Source organism: Paenibacillus sp. JT22N12 (genome assembly GCF_056269365.1).
In genome coordinates, this window is record NZ_JBWDNU010000004.1 from 431,050 (window position 1) to 449,630 (window position 18,581).

At 35.3% G+C, this 18,581-nt stretch carries 15 protein-coding genes; all 15 read left to right on the top strand.

The window, feature by feature from the left end; translation table 11 throughout:
* The first annotated feature begins 14 nt into the window (after positions 1-14).
* The 15 genes from AC0YOA_RS17605 to rfbC all read left to right on the top strand — a co-directional run bounded on the left by AC0YOA_RS17605 (position 15) and on the right by rfbC (position 18,571).
* The gene (locus AC0YOA_RS17605) at positions 15-1,229 is read left to right on the top strand and encodes an ABC transporter ATP-binding protein (RefSeq protein WP_475787686.1); all 1,215 of its coding nucleotides are present in this window, start codon (positions 15-17) and stop codon (positions 1,227-1,229) included.
* Complete coding sequence (locus tag AC0YOA_RS17610; protein ID WP_475787687.1) at positions 1,226-4,231, top strand: glycosyltransferase; 3,006 nt, start codon at positions 1,226-1,228, stop codon at positions 4,229-4,231. Before AC0YOA_RS17605 ends, AC0YOA_RS17610 begins: the two co-directional genes overlap by 4 nt.
* Positions 4,232-4,242: 11 nt before the next feature.
* The gene (locus AC0YOA_RS17615; RefSeq protein WP_475787688.1) at positions 4,243-5,535 is read left to right on the top strand and encodes a rhamnosyltransferase WsaF family glycosyltransferase; all 1,293 of its coding nucleotides are present in this window, start codon (positions 4,243-4,245) and stop codon (positions 5,533-5,535) included.
* 37 nt (positions 5,536-5,572) lie between these two features.
* Positions 5,573-6,460 (top strand): UTP--glucose-1-phosphate uridylyltransferase GalU, encoded by an 888-nt coding sequence (gene galU / locus AC0YOA_RS17620; protein WP_475787689.1) that lies wholly within the window; start codon positions 5,573-5,575, stop codon positions 6,458-6,460.
* A 39-nt stretch (positions 6,461-6,499) separates the two neighbouring features.
* Entirely contained in the window at positions 6,500-8,467 is a 1,968-nt protein-coding gene (locus tag AC0YOA_RS17625) for a hypothetical protein (protein WP_475787690.1), read from the top strand.
* A 261-nt stretch (positions 8,468-8,728) separates the two neighbouring features.
* Positions 8,729-10,201: a hypothetical protein gene (locus AC0YOA_RS17630; RefSeq protein ID WP_475787691.1), complete on the top strand. Its 1,473-nt coding sequence runs from the start codon at positions 8,729-8,731 to the stop codon at positions 10,199-10,201.
* Positions 10,202-10,452: 251 nt separating this feature from the next.
* Positions 10,453-12,321 (top strand): hypothetical protein, encoded by a 1,869-nt coding sequence (locus AC0YOA_RS17635; protein WP_475787692.1) that lies wholly within the window; start codon positions 10,453-10,455, stop codon positions 12,319-12,321.
* A 32-nt stretch (positions 12,322-12,353) separates the two neighbouring features.
* Positions 12,354-12,704, top strand: a complete 351-nt coding sequence (locus tag AC0YOA_RS17640; RefSeq protein WP_475787693.1) for a DMT family transporter — start codon at positions 12,354-12,356, stop codon at positions 12,702-12,704.
* A gap of 17 nt (positions 12,705-12,721) precedes the next feature.
* Positions 12,722-13,846, top strand: coding sequence for an FAD-dependent oxidoreductase (locus AC0YOA_RS17645; RefSeq protein ID WP_475787694.1), 1,125 nt, complete (start codon positions 12,722-12,724; stop codon positions 13,844-13,846).
* Entirely contained in the window at positions 13,843-14,826 is a 984-nt protein-coding gene (locus tag AC0YOA_RS17650) for a glycosyltransferase (RefSeq protein WP_475787695.1), read from the top strand. The genes AC0YOA_RS17645 and AC0YOA_RS17650 overlap by 4 nt, the downstream gene beginning before the upstream one ends.
* Before the next feature lie 22 nt (positions 14,827-14,848).
* The gene (locus tag AC0YOA_RS17655; protein ID WP_475787696.1) at positions 14,849-15,625 is read left to right on the top strand and encodes a pyridine nucleotide transhydrogenase; all 777 of its coding nucleotides are present in this window, start codon (positions 14,849-14,851) and stop codon (positions 15,623-15,625) included.
* Positions 15,622-16,434, top strand: a complete 813-nt coding sequence (locus AC0YOA_RS17660) for a sugar phosphate isomerase/epimerase family protein (protein ID WP_475787697.1) — start codon at positions 15,622-15,624, stop codon at positions 16,432-16,434. The genes AC0YOA_RS17655 and AC0YOA_RS17660 overlap by 4 nt, the downstream gene beginning before the upstream one ends.
* Before the next feature lie 20 nt (positions 16,435-16,454).
* Positions 16,455-17,255, top strand: coding sequence for a glycosyltransferase family 2 protein (locus AC0YOA_RS17665; protein WP_475787698.1), 801 nt, complete (start codon positions 16,455-16,457; stop codon positions 17,253-17,255).
* Positions 17,252-17,995: a sugar phosphate nucleotidyltransferase gene (locus AC0YOA_RS17670; RefSeq protein ID WP_475787699.1), complete on the top strand. Its 744-nt coding sequence runs from the start codon at positions 17,252-17,254 to the stop codon at positions 17,993-17,995. Before AC0YOA_RS17665 ends, AC0YOA_RS17670 begins: the two co-directional genes overlap by 4 nt.
* An 18-nt stretch (positions 17,996-18,013) precedes the next feature.
* Positions 18,014-18,571, top strand: a complete 558-nt coding sequence (gene rfbC, locus AC0YOA_RS17675; RefSeq protein ID WP_210042716.1) for a dTDP-4-dehydrorhamnose 3,5-epimerase — start codon at positions 18,014-18,016, stop codon at positions 18,569-18,571.
* The last annotated feature ends 10 nt before the right edge of the window (positions 18,572-18,581 follow it).

The following is an 18,581-nucleotide window of genomic DNA, read 5'->3' on the forward strand; positions in this document are numbered from 1 at the left end:
AGAAGAGGTACACAATGGAAAAGTCTATTATTGAATTCATGGGTGTTACCAAGAAATATAAAATATACAATGCTCCAGGAGACCGACTTAAGGAATCCATACATCCATTTCGAAAAAAATATCATAGAGAATTCAACGCATTGAACGAAATAAACCTCTCCATTACGAAAGGTGAAAGTGTAGGGATTGTGGGGACAAATGGATCTGGAAAATCAACATTTCTGAAAATGATCGCCGGTGTACTTACTCCGTCTTCTGGTCAAGTGATTATTAACGGCAAAGTTTCAGCAATTCTTGAGCTTGGTGCTGGGTTTAATCCTGAGTATACAGGAATAGAAAACATATATTTGAACGGTACTATTATGGGATACAGTCATCAGGAAGTCGATTCGAAGATGCAGTCTATTCTGGATTTTGCTGAGATTGGTGAATTTGTTTATCAACCTGTAAAGACATATTCCAGTGGTATGTTCGCAAGGCTTGCTTTTGCTGTCGCTATCAATGTGGAACCAGATATTCTGATTGTAGACGAAGCGTTAAGTGTCGGTGATACGCGTTTCCAGATGAAGTGTATTGAGAAGATGAAGCAAATTCGTGAAAATGGAACTACAATTTTGTTTGTTTCCCACGCTATTGAACAAATTAAACGTTTTTGTACGAGGGCAATTTGGATTGAAAAGGGCACACTAAAAGAAGATGGAGATGCAAACGAGGTTGTTAATATTTATGAGGATTCATTGTATTTAGGAGAGCTTCAGAAGGCTTCTATTGACTCTGAAGATGAACATGTGGATCTGTTTAACGAGATGCCGATTCCATTAGAACCAGATTCTGTAGGTAGAATTGTATCGTTGAAATGTAAAAAATCCACTATAAATACATTTCAATCGTTAGATGTTGAAGTTATCTATGACATTTATGAGGAAGAGGTCCCTAATCTATTAATTGGAGTTGCGATATATGATAGGGATAGAAAATATATATTTGGTCCTAATACCCATCTGGATAAGATTGCAATTCAAAATTCTAAGGGAAGACATGGAATTACCTATTCTATTCCTCGCGTTACTTTATTAAGTGGTACTTACTTTCTCGATGGCGGATTGTTTACCGAAAAAGGTCTGGTGGCGATAGACTATAAAACCGCTGCCGAACAATTTACAATTAAAAGTGATTATTTCACCGAAGGACTTGTCTATATGGAGCATGAATGGAGAATGAACAAATGAATGTTTCAATTCCTTTCGATCAATATCAAAGGTATAACCACGCGGCTGAGATAATAAACAAATGGAAATCTCTTTCAGGGAATAGTCAGGTTTCTATACTTGAAGTAGGTGCGAACGAACATAAGAACCTTGAAGGCTTTTTGCGTGGGGATACTATTATGTATCTGGATATTGTTGTTCCGGATCATTTAAGATCGGATTCTTCCTATATACAAGGTGACGCTACGAATATGTCCTTTTCAGAATCACAATTTGATTGGATCGTAGCACTGGATGTATTTGAACATATTCCTAACGATAGGAAAAAGGCATTTCTTAGTGAATTAAGGCGAGTTAGCAGATATGGTTTTGTGATTTCAGCTCCCTTTGACACTCCAGGAGTTAAAGAATCAGAGAAGCGTGTGAATACTTATTATCATGCACTCTATGGCGAAGATTATATATGGCTGCAAGAGCACGAAGAACTTAGGTTGCCGAATTTGGATGATACTTTAGGTTATTTGAATGATTCGAAGATTCCTTTTTTTAATTTTGGCCACGGATCGCTTAAGTTATGGACGGAAATGACCTCAACCCATTTCTTGTCGGCGGGTATTTCTGATTTATATTCTTTTCGCTCAATTATTGATAATCATTACAATCAGAAAATTTATGAACATGATTATGCCGTTCCTAACTACAGGCAATTTATTGTTTCTATAGATGATGAGTCTATACTTAATGAAATCAGAAATATTTATTCTCTAAAGAAAGAACAAATCATTAATAATGAAGATATAAATGAATTAATGTCATTGCAAGCTCAAATGCAAATACTGCAAAGGCATGCATCTGGCCGGGACCGGGATATTCAGCTAAATGCGAGAATTTCTCATCTCACTGATAGAATTAATGAGGTTTCAGTTCAATTTGAAGCATCCCAGTCTCAAGTTGACTTATCAATTAGTAAAATGAATTCAGAGCATAATGGTACTCTGGAAAGTATTCAACATAAATTAGACTTCATGATATCCAATAAAGAACAAGAAACGGTTAAATTAATTCGTGATGAATATACAACTAGATATAACGAGTTACAGTCGGTTATCAATGAGAAGAATCTTCATATTAAGGAAAAAGATCTTTATATAAATGATCTTCAAAACATAGCCAACTCATTACGTTTGAAAAATAGAATAAAACGTATGCTGCCAAAACCGTTTAGAACTCCAGCGAAGAAATTCTATATGCTCCTAAAGCTGATAAAAGAAAACCCCCATTATTTGAAACGAGGTATAAATGAACTTCGCAGCAGAGGGTTAAATGGTTTAGCTGAAAAAATAAAAGGAGTGTCTATTCAACAGGATCAACCTGAATACTTTCAAAAAGAAGAAATGATTGATATTAACTTAATCAATTATGAGATAGGCAGCTGGAATTTCAGGCCAAAGGTCAGTATTTTAATGCCTGTATATAATGTAGATCCGCAGTGGCTTGATTTAGCAATTAAGTCTGTGCAAGGGCAACTATATCCCGATTGGGAATTATCCATTGTAGATGATTGTTCAACTCATAAAGAAACAGTAGAATACTTGAGGCAGATTAACGACTCGCGTATTAAAATTAAGTTTCTTACCGAAAATCAAGGTATCTCTGGTGCGACCAACTTAGCCGCTTCCCAAGCGACTGGAATTTATTATTCACTTTTGGATAACGATGATGAACTGCGTTTGGATGCTTTATATGAAATGGTTAAGGCGCTACAGCATGAAGAGTCTGATATCTTGTATTCTGACGAAGATAAGATTGATATTCATGGTAATCGAAAAACACCATTCTATAAACCTGACTGGTCACCGGACTTATTACGTTCTCAAATGTATGTCGGCCACTTTCTGATGTTCAAGCGAGAGTTATTTGAAAAAGTAGGCGGGTTTCGTATTGGATTGGAAGGGGCGCAGGACTATGATTTAATGCTTCGAATGTCGGAGCAGCCTTTATGTAGAATACACCATGTGTCAAAAGTGTTATATTCATGGAGGGAACTCAGTACATCCACTGCCGCAAACCCTCATTCCAAACCATACGCACATACGGCTGGTTTAAGAGCTCTTAATGAGCATATGGAAAGGGTGTTTGGAAAAGACGAGGCTTGGGTGGAGGAGACCAATCATTTATTCGTTTACGATGCAAGATACAAACTCCCTACTCCAGCTCCCAGGGTGAGTATTATTATCCCTACAAAAGATAAGATTGACTTATTAGGCCCTTGTGTGGAAAGTATAATAAATGTTACGGATTACCCGGATTATGAAATTCTAATTATGAATAATAACTCGGAACTGATGGAAACATTTAATTGGTTTCAGGATATGACAAGAAAGCATCCATTCATAAAGGTAGTGGATGCCAACTACCCCTTCAACTGGTCTAAGTTGAATAATCATGGGATTGAGGTAGCCACAGGTGAAGTATATGTCTTTTTGAATAATGACACAGTAATACTTACACCAGACTGGCTTAATCGGTTCGCAGAAAAAGCATTGCAGGTAAATGTTGGAACGATCGGCGGTTTGCTATTGTTTGAAGATGGAACCATCCAACATGCTGGTGTTGTAATCGGTGTAGGTGGTTGGGCCGACCATGTATTTAAGGGCTTATCGCCGGTTCACTACGGTTCGCCTTACATTTCGCCTGTCGTAACCCGCAATGTAAGCTCCTCGACAGGTGCTTGCTTAGCTATATCTAAACAAAATATTGAACGGATTGGAAATTTTAACGAGGAATTTATTATTTGCGGAAGTGATATTGAATTGTCGATAAGAGCGATTCAATACGGACTAAACAATATATATGACCCTCATATTAAGTTGTATCATTATGAGTCCAAGACTCGGACGCCATATATTCCAGAACAGGATTTTCGTATGTCGGCAATAGTTTATAAACCTTATCTAGAACACGGAGATCCGTATTATAATAATAACTTGTCGCTCAATCATGTAATACCCACGTTAAAGTAGGGGGAAGAAAATTGACTACATGGATGGACAAATTTAAAAGGTTTGCCAAGAAGAATAAAACGATCAGTAAAGTGTATCATCAGGCTAAGAGTAATTTTATCACAACGCATATTGGGGAGATAACCCCATTCATAGCGCGAAAATCAGACAATGGCATGCCGCGTATAAATTTGTTGGTACCGTCCATTAATAAAGAACATCTTTTTGGTGGTATTTCTACGGCTTTAAAGTTTTTTGATCAGCTTGCATCGGTAGGTGAGGTAGAACGTCGAATTATTTTGACAGATGCTAGTCCCAGTGAAGAAGATGTTGCTTTACTATCGGGCTATAGGTCCATATCGGCAGATCAGGATCCTGATATAAACTATCAGGTTGTAACTTTCAATGATCGATATCAAAAGACAATACCTGTCAGAAAATCTGATGTTTTTGTTGCGACATCATGGTGGACAGCTTATAGTATTCAACGTTTATTGAAATGGCAGGAAGAATCGTATAATCAACCGATAAAGACAATGGTCTATTTTATACAGGATTATGAACCTTGCTTTTATCCGTGGTCTAGTCAATCAATATTGGCAGAGAGTACTTATAACTTTGATGGGCCTCAAATTGCGGTTTTCAATACAAAGTTACTTCAAGATTTCGTCATAGACAGAGGACATCATTTTACTTCATATTATTCATTTGAACCTCAGATGAATGCTGTGTTGAGGGAAAGCCTAAATAAATCAGAGAACATAAAAAGAAAAAAGATACTCATTTACGGAAGACCTTCAGTTGCAAGGAATGCTTTTACATTAATTACTGAAGCCTTGCGAGTTTGGGTATGGAGCTATAGTGATGCGAAGGATTGGGAACTGATCTCTGCGGGTGAACCGCATCCTGATGTCGATCTTGGAAATGGAATCACCTTACGTTCTAAGGGGAAAATGACGTTGGTTGAATATACTCGGGAGCTTCAGGAATCAGCTGTGGGCTTGTCTTTAATGATTTCCCCACATCCGAGTTATCCACCTATTGAAATGGCTCACTTTGGAGCATTGGTCGTGACTAACAGCTATGCCAATAAAAATTTATCGGAATGGCATGAAAATATAATTTCGTTGAATGATATAACACCTAACACAATTGCACAGTCATTGGAAGAGCAATGTATACGATTTGATCAAAATAATTCTGTTGGAATTCTAGGAGAAGGTAAGATGCCGAATTACTTGCAGAATTCTGACACTCCTTTTCATTTTGTGAAAGAAGTATATAAAAAATTAGATATAACGGAATCTTTGTATATTAAAGAATAGTTGGGTTAATTATTTTGATCATTAAGGAGATTTTTTAATGAAAATACGTAAGGCTATCATTCCAGCCGCAGGTCTTGGAACAAGATTTTTACCTGCTACTAAAGCTATGCCTAAAGAAATGCTGCCAATTGTTGATAAACCCACCATTCAGTACATTGTCGAAGAGGCAGTAGCCTCAGGGATTGAAGATATTATTATAGTTACAGGTAAAGGTAAACGGTCAATTGAAGATCACTTCGATCACAGTTTTGAACTTGAAAATAATCTTCGGGAAAAGGGTAAATTTAGACTCCTTGATGAGGTTCAAAAGTCGGCTTCCATGGCTGATATTCATTATATACGTCAAAAGGAACCGAAGGGTTTAGGGCATGCTATATGGTGTGCAAGAAAATTTATTGGCAATGAACCATTTGCTGTTCTTCTTGGCGATGATATAGTTCAATCAGAGCAGCCATGTTTAAAACAAATGATTGATATGTTTGATAACCATCAGGCCTCGATAATTGGTGTAAACCCGGTTCCGTACAAGGATGTATCACGTTACGGTATAGTAGATGCTGTTAGTATTGGTGCAAAATTGTACAGTGTTAAAAATCTAGTAGAAAAACCCAGCCTCGAGTGTGCACCCTCAAATCTAGCTATCATGGGTAGATATATTCTAACTCCTAGAATATTTGAATTACTTGGTACACAAGAAGTAGGGGCAAATGGAGAAATTCAACTGACAGATGCCATTAGTAAATTAAACAGTTTTGAACAAGTGTTAGCTTACCATTTTGAGGGAATTCGATATGATGTGGGGGAGCAAATTGGCTTTATAAAAACAACCATTGAGTTTGCTTTAAAAAGAGAAGGGTTAAGGGAGGAGTTATTAGAGTATCTAATAGCAATAAAAGAAAAGAATAGCATATCAAACAGGTTATAAAAAGATACCTGATGTATCTATGGGGGTAGGAGTTGTTTTATGGTTTTTATCAAGCAGCACAGTAGAGTTCTGGCGATTATTCTAGTAGTAATCTCAATATTATACATTTCTAAGTTAGCCTTTTCAGGTTTATCCAGTGGTCATGTTTATTTCCTGAGTGGATTACTCGCTATCACTCATGTATTTATTATCTATTGTTTTAAATATCGTGCCCTTTATGGTATGTTGCTATTTTATGGCTTATTATTCATTATACTAGTGCCTTATTATTCTCCAATAGATGAAGCAGCACATTTTGACTACATAAGACATATTCTTATAGAAGGTCAATTACCATCTTTATTTGATCAAATAGATACGGATGGGCTATCTAAAGTAAGTTCATATTCTCTCCCAACGGGAGTTCAATATGAAGCAGTTCATCCCCCTTTATACTATATAATATGTGCTTTAATATCAATTCCATTCAAACATTTTCCACTGATTAATTTTATCATTCTACGTGTCGCAGGCTTGATTATGTTAGTTATATCATTAAGATTTTTTATTGGTACTTATCACCAGTTGAAGAATATAGGATTTATAAAGAGTACTACGATTCTAGTTGGCGGTATAGTAGCAATTGTGTATATCAATCCAGGGATTCTAACAAGAATGGTTACGATATCAAATGAAAGTTTAGTTGTTCTTTTATTCAGCACTCAAATATATCATTTAACTAAAATGCATACTGGTAAAAGTATAAATAGAAAAGATATTATTTTTGCTTCTTTACTATCCGCTGGATTGATTCTGACTAAATTAACAGCTGCATTCATAGTTCTTATTCTTGTTTTATTCTTTATAGGTCATAGAATATATCGTGCTTTGCCAATATATTTCTCAATAATTGCATTGTCAGTATTACCATGGATTATTTTTAATTTCATAACCTATCAAAGCCTAACTGGTACAAAGATTCATGTTGACTTTGTTAAGTCAATAGCAAATCCCCAAAATATAAATTACAATATCATGTTTGTAATCGACCATTTGGCATATTTATTTAGTAGCTTCTTTGTTCCCCAAGAATTTAATTTCCCAGCAGTTACTTTGCATTTTCTTACAATTATTAACTTCCTGGCTCTAATTTTACTACTCATAATAGTGACTTTAACCATTAGCAATATAAATGATTTGAAAAAAAACGGGTGGATACTTAAAAAAGATCAAACCTATAATGTAATACTTATATCTTCATGTATTCTGAGTCCCTTGCTATTATTCTATGGAACGATTAGTCAAGACGTCGATATTATTATAGGAAGATATCTATATATTAATATCATCCCTATTTGCATATTGGCAATATGTTTCTATTATAAGGTTATGGTCGAAAAATACATTAAATTTGCCGGTGTACTATTAATAATATGCTCTGCAATTATGCTGGCTAATTCAATCTATATATATGTGCCATCTGAATCAAATATCCTGAATAATATTAACAAATTATCGTATGAAGAAATCACTCCCCTTAATCTAGAGAAAGCCATGAAGCAAAAATTATTAGAGAAACCCAATCTAGATGAGCTTCCTCTAAGGCTAGGGAAAGATTCTAATATGTTATTTAAAGATGTGAATAATGTGACAAATCCATTTATGTTTCACAATATCGCAGAAGAACAACGTGGACTACAAGTCACTGGGGATGATCCTCATATTGTTTTAGCATTATCGTCACCTATTCAAACTTCCGAAAAAAATGTTCTAATAATTAATTTAACTTTAGATTTAAAATCTAAAAAACAATTAGAAGGACAGGTGTTTTGGGCTCCAGAACCATCACTATTTACAGAAGTGAATTCATATAAATTTCAAGTGAATAATGGTTCTTTAGTTTTGCCAATAGGTAAATATAGTCAATGGTTTGGGACAGAACAGGTTAAATATATAAGATTTGATATTGATGGTCTTAGTAAGTTGGATAGTTTCACTATTAATTATAAAATAATGAAGGTCTCTTAAATTAAAGGATATATATCTGATAATCATGCATGATTCCAACTGGCCCATCGAATGTTCTTAAATTCTGGACCAGATCTACTAATAAGAAGAATCATCGAGGCAATAACGCAACCTCGTAGTCTCTGTTTAAAGGAAAAGGAAAACAAAAGATTAGGGGATTCGGAAATCGTTCGGAGTAGTATAACTTGACAAATACAAAGGGACGCTATGATCTAGGCGAACAAGTGGGTTTTATAAAACAAAGATTGGAGCAGGCGATTTATGTTCAAGTTTAACAAAAGAATAACTTCCATCGTTGTTGTTATTCTGGCTATATTATTCATTTATTATTTGTTAACAAATAAAGGGGGGATAAGCCATAAGTATATCTATTTTCTTGGCTTAGTATTATTTGTAGTTAATCTGCTACTTGTAAAAACCTTTAAATATTATGCTACGGGAGTATTAATTGTTGTTTATGGTACTGTTTATGTAACCATGACCTCTTACTTTTCGCTTGTTGACGAAGGCGCTCATTATGATTATATCCGCCATATTATTGATCATTTCTCCTTGCCTACACTCTATGATTATATTGATAACAAGTACTTGACAGAAATTATGAATATCGAATATCCATCTAATTTAATGCAATATGAAGCAGTTCAACCTCCGTTATATTATATAATAAGCGCAATTGTATCAGTAATTTTTATCTCGTCATCCTTATTTCATTTATTCTTCCTGCGTCTTTTTGGAGTTGTGTTACTGATATTGTCTTATTACTATTTTATTAAAAGCTTGAAGTTACTAGAACAAAAATTGAAAGTTGTTTATTCCTATTGGATGGTTTCAGGGATAGCAGCAATTTTTTACCTTAACCCCGGCATATTAACACGTGTGACAAGTGTGTCAAATGAATCCTTGGTCATTCTTATATTCAGCATGCTGATGTTTCATTTTATTAATCTGTATTTCAAAGAAACGATTACCATAAGAGATGTTTTGTATGCAGCAATCTTATCGGCCGCGTTAATACTAACAAAGTTCACAGCAATATATGTTCTTGCCATATATTCATTGTATTTTCTCAGAGCAAGAAAAGTGCGGCTCTTTATTTTATACCTTCTGGAAGTAGGGCTGTTTACCTCCCCTTGGTTTATATATAATATTTATATATATCATCATTTTACTGGGACATATCTTCATGTTGCATTCGTAAAGGGTCTTGTTAACTTAAATAATGAGGATTATGGATTATTTTTTGCATTTGAACAATTGCCCTCTCTTCTGAACAGTTTTTTTGTGCCACAAGAAGAAGTAGCAGCTCTAGGTTTTCCATTTTACATAACGTTTAATAATTTTCTTTCTATGTCTTTAGTACTAATTATTTTGGTATCAATTTATTGGATATACTATGCAGCAAAAAATCCGTTTTACGAAAATGAAAATACCTTTAACTTTTATTTGGGAATTTCTATTATTTTAAATTTTATGGTACTTGTTTACGGAACTATAAGCCAAGAAGTTGACATCATGATTGGTCGGTATTTATACATGAATGTAATTACGATTTGTTTGATGTACATAGTTATTCTGCATAAAGGATTGCATGTTCAATATCAAAAGGTGGTTGGAATAATTTTGATGGGGATTCTATCTTTTATCGTGTCATTTTCTATAAACAACAATTCCTTAATCAAAAATAATGCTATAACAAAAATAGTTAACCACTATGTAGAGGGCCAAGAGTAGAAGAAATGCATAGCTGCATCACGAGCCGGGCGGTAAGAAATGGACCTCTGTCAGGAAAGTGGACTATTAATAAAGTAAAACTAAGCTTTCTTTTTCTCGTGAAAGAGAGCGGCAAACCGGTCCGGGAAATAAGTAACCCAATGCACTGTGAATTCGTTTGCGGTTGTAAAAGAACTTGATTTACGAATAGATTTCGTCATAGGCTTAAACTTGGTGATTTTTTTCTTTTTGTGCAACTGCGGAGGCGAGTAATGATTAGAGCATATCCCACACTTTATACTGGGATTGATTTACAGGGGGTAAATATGAAACTTCAAAGAAATGCTTCTTTTATAGTATTGATTACTATTATAAGTGTGATTACCATATTAGTTAGATATCAAAATATATTCGATAGACCGTTAGCTTACCATAATGAAGACGCTCCCGCGCATGTATTAGTAACTTTAAAATCTTTCAGTGAGAATGCAATAGGGACCCATCATTTTTTACCGATTTTCTCATTAGGTTCAGAAGTTAATAAAGGAATTGATGACCTTCCTTCGGCTGCTAAAACTGACTCCATGGGGAACTTTTACTATACTTCATTTCCACCATTTGGCTTTATTGCACCCTATATTTTTATAAAGCTACTCAATTTACCTATTTCAATATTATCACTGCGAATATTCGATATTTTGTTGGGTATCCTCACATCTATCTTAATTTACTTTCTTGTTTATCGATTAAGTTATACGTATTATATGAAAATAAATTCATGTAGGTGGCTGGCGTTTTCTGGAGCTTTAATATATATTTTTGCTGAAGAGTCTCTATGGACTCATGGAAATGCTTACTGGGCTCAATCTTTAATTCAACCCTTGTGGTTGGGTTCATTAATTTGTCTTTACAGACTAATAGTCCGTGATGGTCCAAGGAAACTGGACTTCGGAATTTTTTTTACTTTATTGTTACTGATGTGTTATACCGAATGGACAGCGTTTGTAATCGCTGGTTCTTATGTTTTATTAAACCTCTGGCTCTGGTTTAAAAAAAAGCAGAAAAAGTATGTATATATTTTGTTAGCTTCGATCCTTGCTCCTTTCTTTTCACTAATAATTATTATATTACAATTTTCCAGTATAATTGGTTTTCACAATTACTTAGCAGGTCTATTATTCAGAGCAACTGTTCGTCAAGGAAAACTCGACCAAATAAAAATAGTTTTTGAAAATTATTTAATTGGTTATAACGCTTTTATTTTTGTTCTTATTTTATTGGGGATTTTATACATATATAAAAGAATTAAAGGATCTGAGTATAAGGAGAAGAGCAGAATATTCCCTTATTTTATATTTTTATCTTGGTTTCCACTTTTAGAGAATCTGTTACTGCTCGATCACGTAGCAAATTATACTTTCGACACTCTAAAGTTTACTGTTCCTTTAATTATTACGATAGTTTACTTGTATCTAAAATCAAATATAAATAAAATATTTCCTTTGGTTATGATTATAGTGCTTTGTAGTGTTGTATCTTTCTATGAATATTTTAATATTAATAATCCCAAATACATAAAAGATATTAGATTTTCTAATTATAAAAGTACAGGTCTGATAATTAAAAGCAGCCTTGCAGATGACGAGTTAGCAATGATAAATACCAATGTTAGAGGACATTTAATTTATTATTCCAACAGAAATATAGTTGAAAATATTATGTCATTTGATGCTGGATTAAATTATCTAAAGGCTACTGAATTTAACAAAGCTAAACTTTTCATTGTTGGCGGAGATTATTATAACGTACAGCCAGATGATATTATTAAGTATGACTGGTTATTTTATGGTAATATTAGCGGGGTAATTGAAATCAACAAAGGATTAAACAAACCAATTAAGCTTAGCATTTATCCTGCTAAATTTAGTGATCAAAATTGGAATAACGGAATTGGTCGTGAAAGTGAAATGTTTTTTGTGCACAATAAAAATGTACTAACATATTTGAAAATAAATGATTTTGTAAAAAATCAGAATGGAGATTTGTTTTTAGTAGAAGATATACAAAATGAACGTGTTTGGCTTAAAGGTAATTTAAATCAGTTTAAAGAATCCACTTTTTTTGTTAAAAGTGACTTTTGAAGTTTTAATTCTTAGATATCGGGGTGTTTGTTATGACTATTATATTACTTTTATTAGCGCTTATTTTTAATTTATTGGCACAGACTTTTCTGAAACAAGCTGTTACTGGAATTCGTTTCGATAGTATAAACTTTACTTTTATCAGTAAAATAATTATGGTACCTCAAATATGGGGAGGTGCATTTTTTTATGGTTTTAGCTTTTTATTCTATATTATGGCAATGTCCAGAGGCGAATTAAGTCGGATTTCACCTGTCTCTCAGGCTTTAACTACAATTGGTGTTGTCCTAATATCTGTCATGTTATTTAACGAGCCCTTGACTATGACAAAGGTCATAGGTCTGGTATTATTAATTGTAGGTACCATTGTTTTGTTTCAATAAACGACAAGGGGAAACATATGAACTCAACAAAATTCGACTTTGTGATCGTTGGAGCAGGAATCTATGGATTATTTGCTGCTAATTTACTAAGTGAAAAAGGATACAATGTAGCTATAATCGAGATGGATGCAAAACCTTTGCAGAGAGCAAGCTATATTAATCAAGCTAGAGTTCACAATGGATATCATTATCCCAGGAGTGTTTCCACGGCTGCCAAATCAGCTCATTACTACGAACGCTTTAATAAAGAGTTTGAGTTCGCAGTTAACAGCAGTTTCCGAAAAATATATGCTATTTCAAAATTTGATTCTTATACTAACCCCGAGCAGTTTGAAAGATTTTGTAATCATGTTGGTATTCCGTCTGAAGAGATTAATCCAACAAAATATTTTAATACGAATATGATATCAGCTGCATTTGAGACAGTTGAATATACGTACGATGCTGAAATAATAAGAGAGTGGTATTTAAATAAATTGAAAACAGAAGAAAAAATAACCTTTTACTTTAAGAACAAAATTAATAATGTAAAAAATGATCTTGAAAATTATTATCTGTCTCTGAATGGTGCAGAAATGTTAGTTACTCCTGCTGTTATTAATGCCACTTATGCTAGCATTAATCAAATGCATGACTTATTTGGATTGGAGAGTTTTCAAACCAAATATGAAATATGTGAGGTCGTGTTAACAAAAGCTTCAGGTAATTTGAAAAATATAGGTATAACAGTAATGGATGGCCCCTTTTTCTCAATCATGCCTTTTGGTCACTCGGGGTATCATTCGTTAACCTCCGTGACTTTTACTCCCCATGAGGCATCAGTGGGTAAATTGCCGGCTTTTTCATGTCAAGCTCACAGAGAAGATTGTAGTTCTAATTTATTGCAAAACTGTAATTATTGTAGTGTAAGACCCATGAGTGCCTGGGATAATATAAGACAACAAACTTCGATTTATTTAAATTCTTCTTTAGAATTTGAATATAAAAAATCATTATATGCTGTAAAAACAATACTAAATTCTGCTGAAATTGATGACTCACGTCCCACAGTAATTCGCAAACTTTCGGACAAACCTACATTTATTTCAATACTCTCAGGGAAATTTAATACTATTTATGATTTGGAGGAAGCATTACTGTGAAGGAAAAGGTGTTTATTTCAGCAGTCCTCTACGTCCACAATGATCAAGAAATGATTGCTGGCTCTTTAAAAAAAATTGACATGGTTCTCCATGAAAACTTTGAATCTTATGAGATTATTGTCGTTAACGATTCGAGTACCGATTTGACAACTGACGTCATCAGAAAGCAAGCGAGTGAAATATATGGGACTATGATGGTTTTAAACCTTTCAAGAAAACATGGAATTGAAAAAGCAATGATGAGTGGTTTGATAAAATCAATGGGGGATTTTGTCTTCGAATTTGAAAGTGCAGTACTAGATTATGAACCTCAAAAAATTATGGAAATGTACCGAACTGTACTAAAAGGATCTGATATTGTTGTTTTGGCACCTGAGTTAAGCAGGTCTTTAACATCAAAACTGTTCTATAAAGTCATTAACAAAGTCACTTATTTGAGTTTAGATTTGAGAACAGAATCGGTACGTCTAGTTTCACGTCGGGCACTGAACGCCATGATGAATCTAAAGGAGAAGGTTAGGTATAGAAAGGCATTGTACGCTTATACTGGTTTTTCTAAGACAACTTTGCTCTACAAGCCAAGTAATGACAATAAAGATTCACGAGCTAATTTTAAAAAAGAGAGTTTTAGTACAGCAGTTGATGTTATGGTTTCTTTTTCAAATATTGGTTTGAAATCCTCTCATTATCTATCGATTTTCTTCTTCTTGTTCAGTATTTTTATGGGAGCATATGCCCTCTATAATTATATTTATAATAAGCATGTTGTTCAAGGCTGGACAACACTGATGATTCTTATCAGCTTTGGGTTCGCCGGACTCTTTTTCATTGTGGGGATGCTTGGTGAATATATATCACGAATTTTAATCGAACTGCAAGACCGCCCTTTTTATACAACTCGTTCCGTTGAGGTATATAAATCAAAACAAGAACAGTTTCATGTAATGAACGAAGTAGCAGCTGGGAAAGAGAAAATATAAATTATAGTTAGGGGAGAAAACAATGAGTACTGCTTTAATCGGTTATACGGGATTTGTTGGATCAACTTTGCTCGAACAGAGCCAATTCTCTGAACTTTATAATTCAAAGAATATAGCCGAGATCAAGGGGAAGACCTTTGAGCGAGTGGTTTGTGCTGGAGCACCTGCAATGAAATGGAAAGCGAATCAAAATCCTCAAGAAGATCTTGAAAATCTAGAGTTGCTAATGGATTGTTTGAAAGAGGTTAAAGCTTCTGAATTTATTCTTATTTCTACAGTTGACGTTTATCAGAGGCCAATCAAAGTTAATGAAGATACACCCATTGATATCGATTCTACGGATCCGTATGGTAAACACCGTTTTTTGTTGGAAAAATTCGTGATGGAACACTTTACAGAGCATTCTATTGTTAGACTTCCAGGTCTTTTTGGCAAAGGGCTCAAAAAGAATTTTATTTATGATTTAATGTATGATAATTGTCTTCATTTGACACATTGTGAAAGTATATTTCAATTTTATGATATGTCCAGACTTTGGAGTGATTTGCAAGAGATACGATCAAGGCAGATAAAATTAGTTAATTTTGCCACTGAGCCCGTATCTGCTGAAGAGGTTGCGAGGGCATGTTTTGGCATAGAATTTACAAACCGTACGGAAAAGGCACCTGTCTTCTATGATATGCATAGTAAATTTGCTTCAATATTTGATAGTGAACAAACAAATTATATGACTTCAAAAAATGGCGTTCTTGACCAGATTAAGTCATTCGTTAGTCAGGAAAGCAGGTCAACTCTATGAAATTAGCTGCTTCTAATATTGCATGGGACTCATCTGACAATCCTGCGGTTATTGCACTGTTGCAAGAATTTGGTGTTACTGGAATTGAACTTGCACCAACCAAGCGTTGGCCAAATCCTGATGATGCGACTGAAGAGGAGTCTAATGCTTATAGACAGTTTTGGCTTTCTAATGGACTGACTCCGGTAGCAATGCAATCTCTTCTTTTTAATCGTTCTAACCTATCCGTTTTTGGTGAGTCCAGTGACGCTACCCTACAGTATTTGAAGTCCATTGTGAAATTAGCCGGGAGTTTAAAGACCAGATCTCTGGTTTTTGGATCGCCTAAAAATCGATTAATTGCTAATGAAAATAGAGAAGAATCATATAGCCATGCGATAAATTTTTTTCGCAGACTTGGAGAAGAGGCCTCACGATTTGATGTTGTAATTTGTATAGAGCCTAATCCCAAAGAATATGGATGTGATTTTGTAACTTCAAGTCTTGAAGGTTTGATGTTTGTTAGAGATATTGATCATGAGTCGGTAAGACTTCATTTGGATACAGGTACGATGCTTTTAAATAATGAATCCCCTGATATAATAATTAGAGAATGTTTGCCGTATTGTACTCATTTTCATATAAGCGACCCATTTTTACTTATTCCCGGTTCTCAACAGTATAATCATGAAGAAATAGCAGATGCATTAAGGAAATACCAATTTGAGGGTTTTGTATCTTTGGAGATGAAAAATGGTATAAGATTAGATGATAAAGAGTCGATAAGAGAAGCATTGGCATATATTAAACGGATTTATCTGCAAGAATAAGTGCAGAAGAGGAGAGAAATATGATTGATCCAGTGGAATGGCAAATTCCTAAACACGAATGCACGGAGTTATCACCAAAACATCATAAATATTGTATCTGTATCCCTGTCATTAATGAAGGGGAAAAAATAAGAAAGCAATTGGTTAAAATGTCTGTCTTCTCTAAATTCGTAGATATTATATTGCTCGATGGTGGTAGCACTGACGATTCTTTAAATATAGAGTTTCTAAAAGAAAATCGAGTTCGATCTCTACTGGTAAAACGTGATCAAGGCAAACTAAGTGCACAATTAAGAATGGGATTCGCTTATGCTATGAAAGAGGGATATGAAGGTGTAATTACTGTTGACGGTAACAATAAAGATAGTGTAGATTCTATTCCTTTGTTTATTGATTATCTGGATAGAGGTTTTGACTTTATACAAGGTTCTAGATATGTAAAGGGCGGTGAAGAAGTAAATACTCCGCTATCTAGAAAACTGGCAATTAAGCTCGTCCATGCTCCATATCTCTCCCTAATATCTGGTTTTAAGTATACAGATACAACCAATGGATTTAGAGGTCATTCAAAACGTCTCTTATTGGATGACAGAGTGCAACCTTTTAGAGATGTTTTCCAAACTTATGAACTACTGGCTTACTTCTCTTATATTGCGCCTAAACAGAAGTTTAAAGTGATTGAAATCCCAGTTAGTCGTACTTATCCAAAAGGTAAAATCCCTACAAAAATAAGCCCGCTGAAGGGGAATTTGATGCTTCTTAAAGTGCTAATAAACGTTTTTATGGGCAAATATAATACTGAAAAGAGTGAATATAGATGAAAGGCATTATCCTAGCAGGCGGTACAGGCTCACGCCTCTACCCCTTAACCAAAGTAACCAACAAACACTTACTCCCAGTGGGCAAATATCCAATGATATTCCACTCCATCGCGAAGCTCAAAGAAGCAGGAGTACAGGATATCCTTATCGTGACTGGCAAAGACCACATGGGTGACGTCGTCAATCTTCTCGGAAGCGGGCATGAATTCGGTTTATTCTTCACCTACAAAGTCCAGGACGAAGCTGGAGGTATTGCACAAGCATTAGGTCTGGCAGAGCAATTCGTCAATGGTGACCAAATGGTCGTTATCTTGGGTGACAATGTTTTTGACGATAGCATCGCAACCTTTGCCGATAATTTTCGTCAACAAAACAAAGGGGCCAAGATCCTTATTCAAGAGGTTCATGATCCGCAGCGCTATGGTGTGGCAGAATTGGACGGGGACAGAATTGTCTCCATTGAAGAAAAGCCGCAGAAACCTAAAAGCAGCTACGCCGTAACGGGAATATATATGTATGATAGCCGTGTGTTTGAAATCGTTCGGACGTTGAAGCCTTCCGGACGCGGGGAACTGGAAATCACCGATGTCAATAATGCCTATATTGAGAGCAATGAGCTTTCTTATGACATATTACAAGGCTGGTGGACGGATGCTGGAACGCATGCCTCACTGACCAAAGCCAATGAATTGGCAAAGGATATCGTATTCGGCGAAGAATTCGGCAAGCTTAAATTGTAAAAAGCAGGTGGGACTCAAATGAAAATCATAGAAACCAAGCTACCTGGTGTGAAGCTGATTGAACCGGCTGTGTTCGGTGATCACCGGGGCTTTTTCACGGAAAGCTACAATGAAGCCACTTTTCATTCCAACGGTATTCTGCATGCTTTCGTCCAAGACAACCACTCCCTTTCCGTTGAGACAGGCGTACTGCGAGGACTTCACTACCAGCTCAATCCGAAAGCTCAAACCAAGCTTGTACGCGTAACGGCAGGCGCCATCTATGATGTTATCGTAGATATTCGCAAGAATTCTCCAACCTTTGGGCAGTGGCAGGGATTTATCCTCAGCGCAGCTAATAAACGCCAGCTCCTTGTTCCTCAAGGCTTCGCTCATGGATTTTGCACGATTGTTCCCAATAGTGAAGTACAGTATAAGGTGGATGCTTTGTATTCTCCCGAGCATGACCGCGGCATCGCATGGAATGATCCGGCACTTGGAATCGACTGGCCGACGTCAACACCGATCTTATCCGAGAAAGATACGAAGCATCCACTGCTGGCGGATGCCGAGATGAATTTTGTTTATGAAGGGTGAGTTATAACGT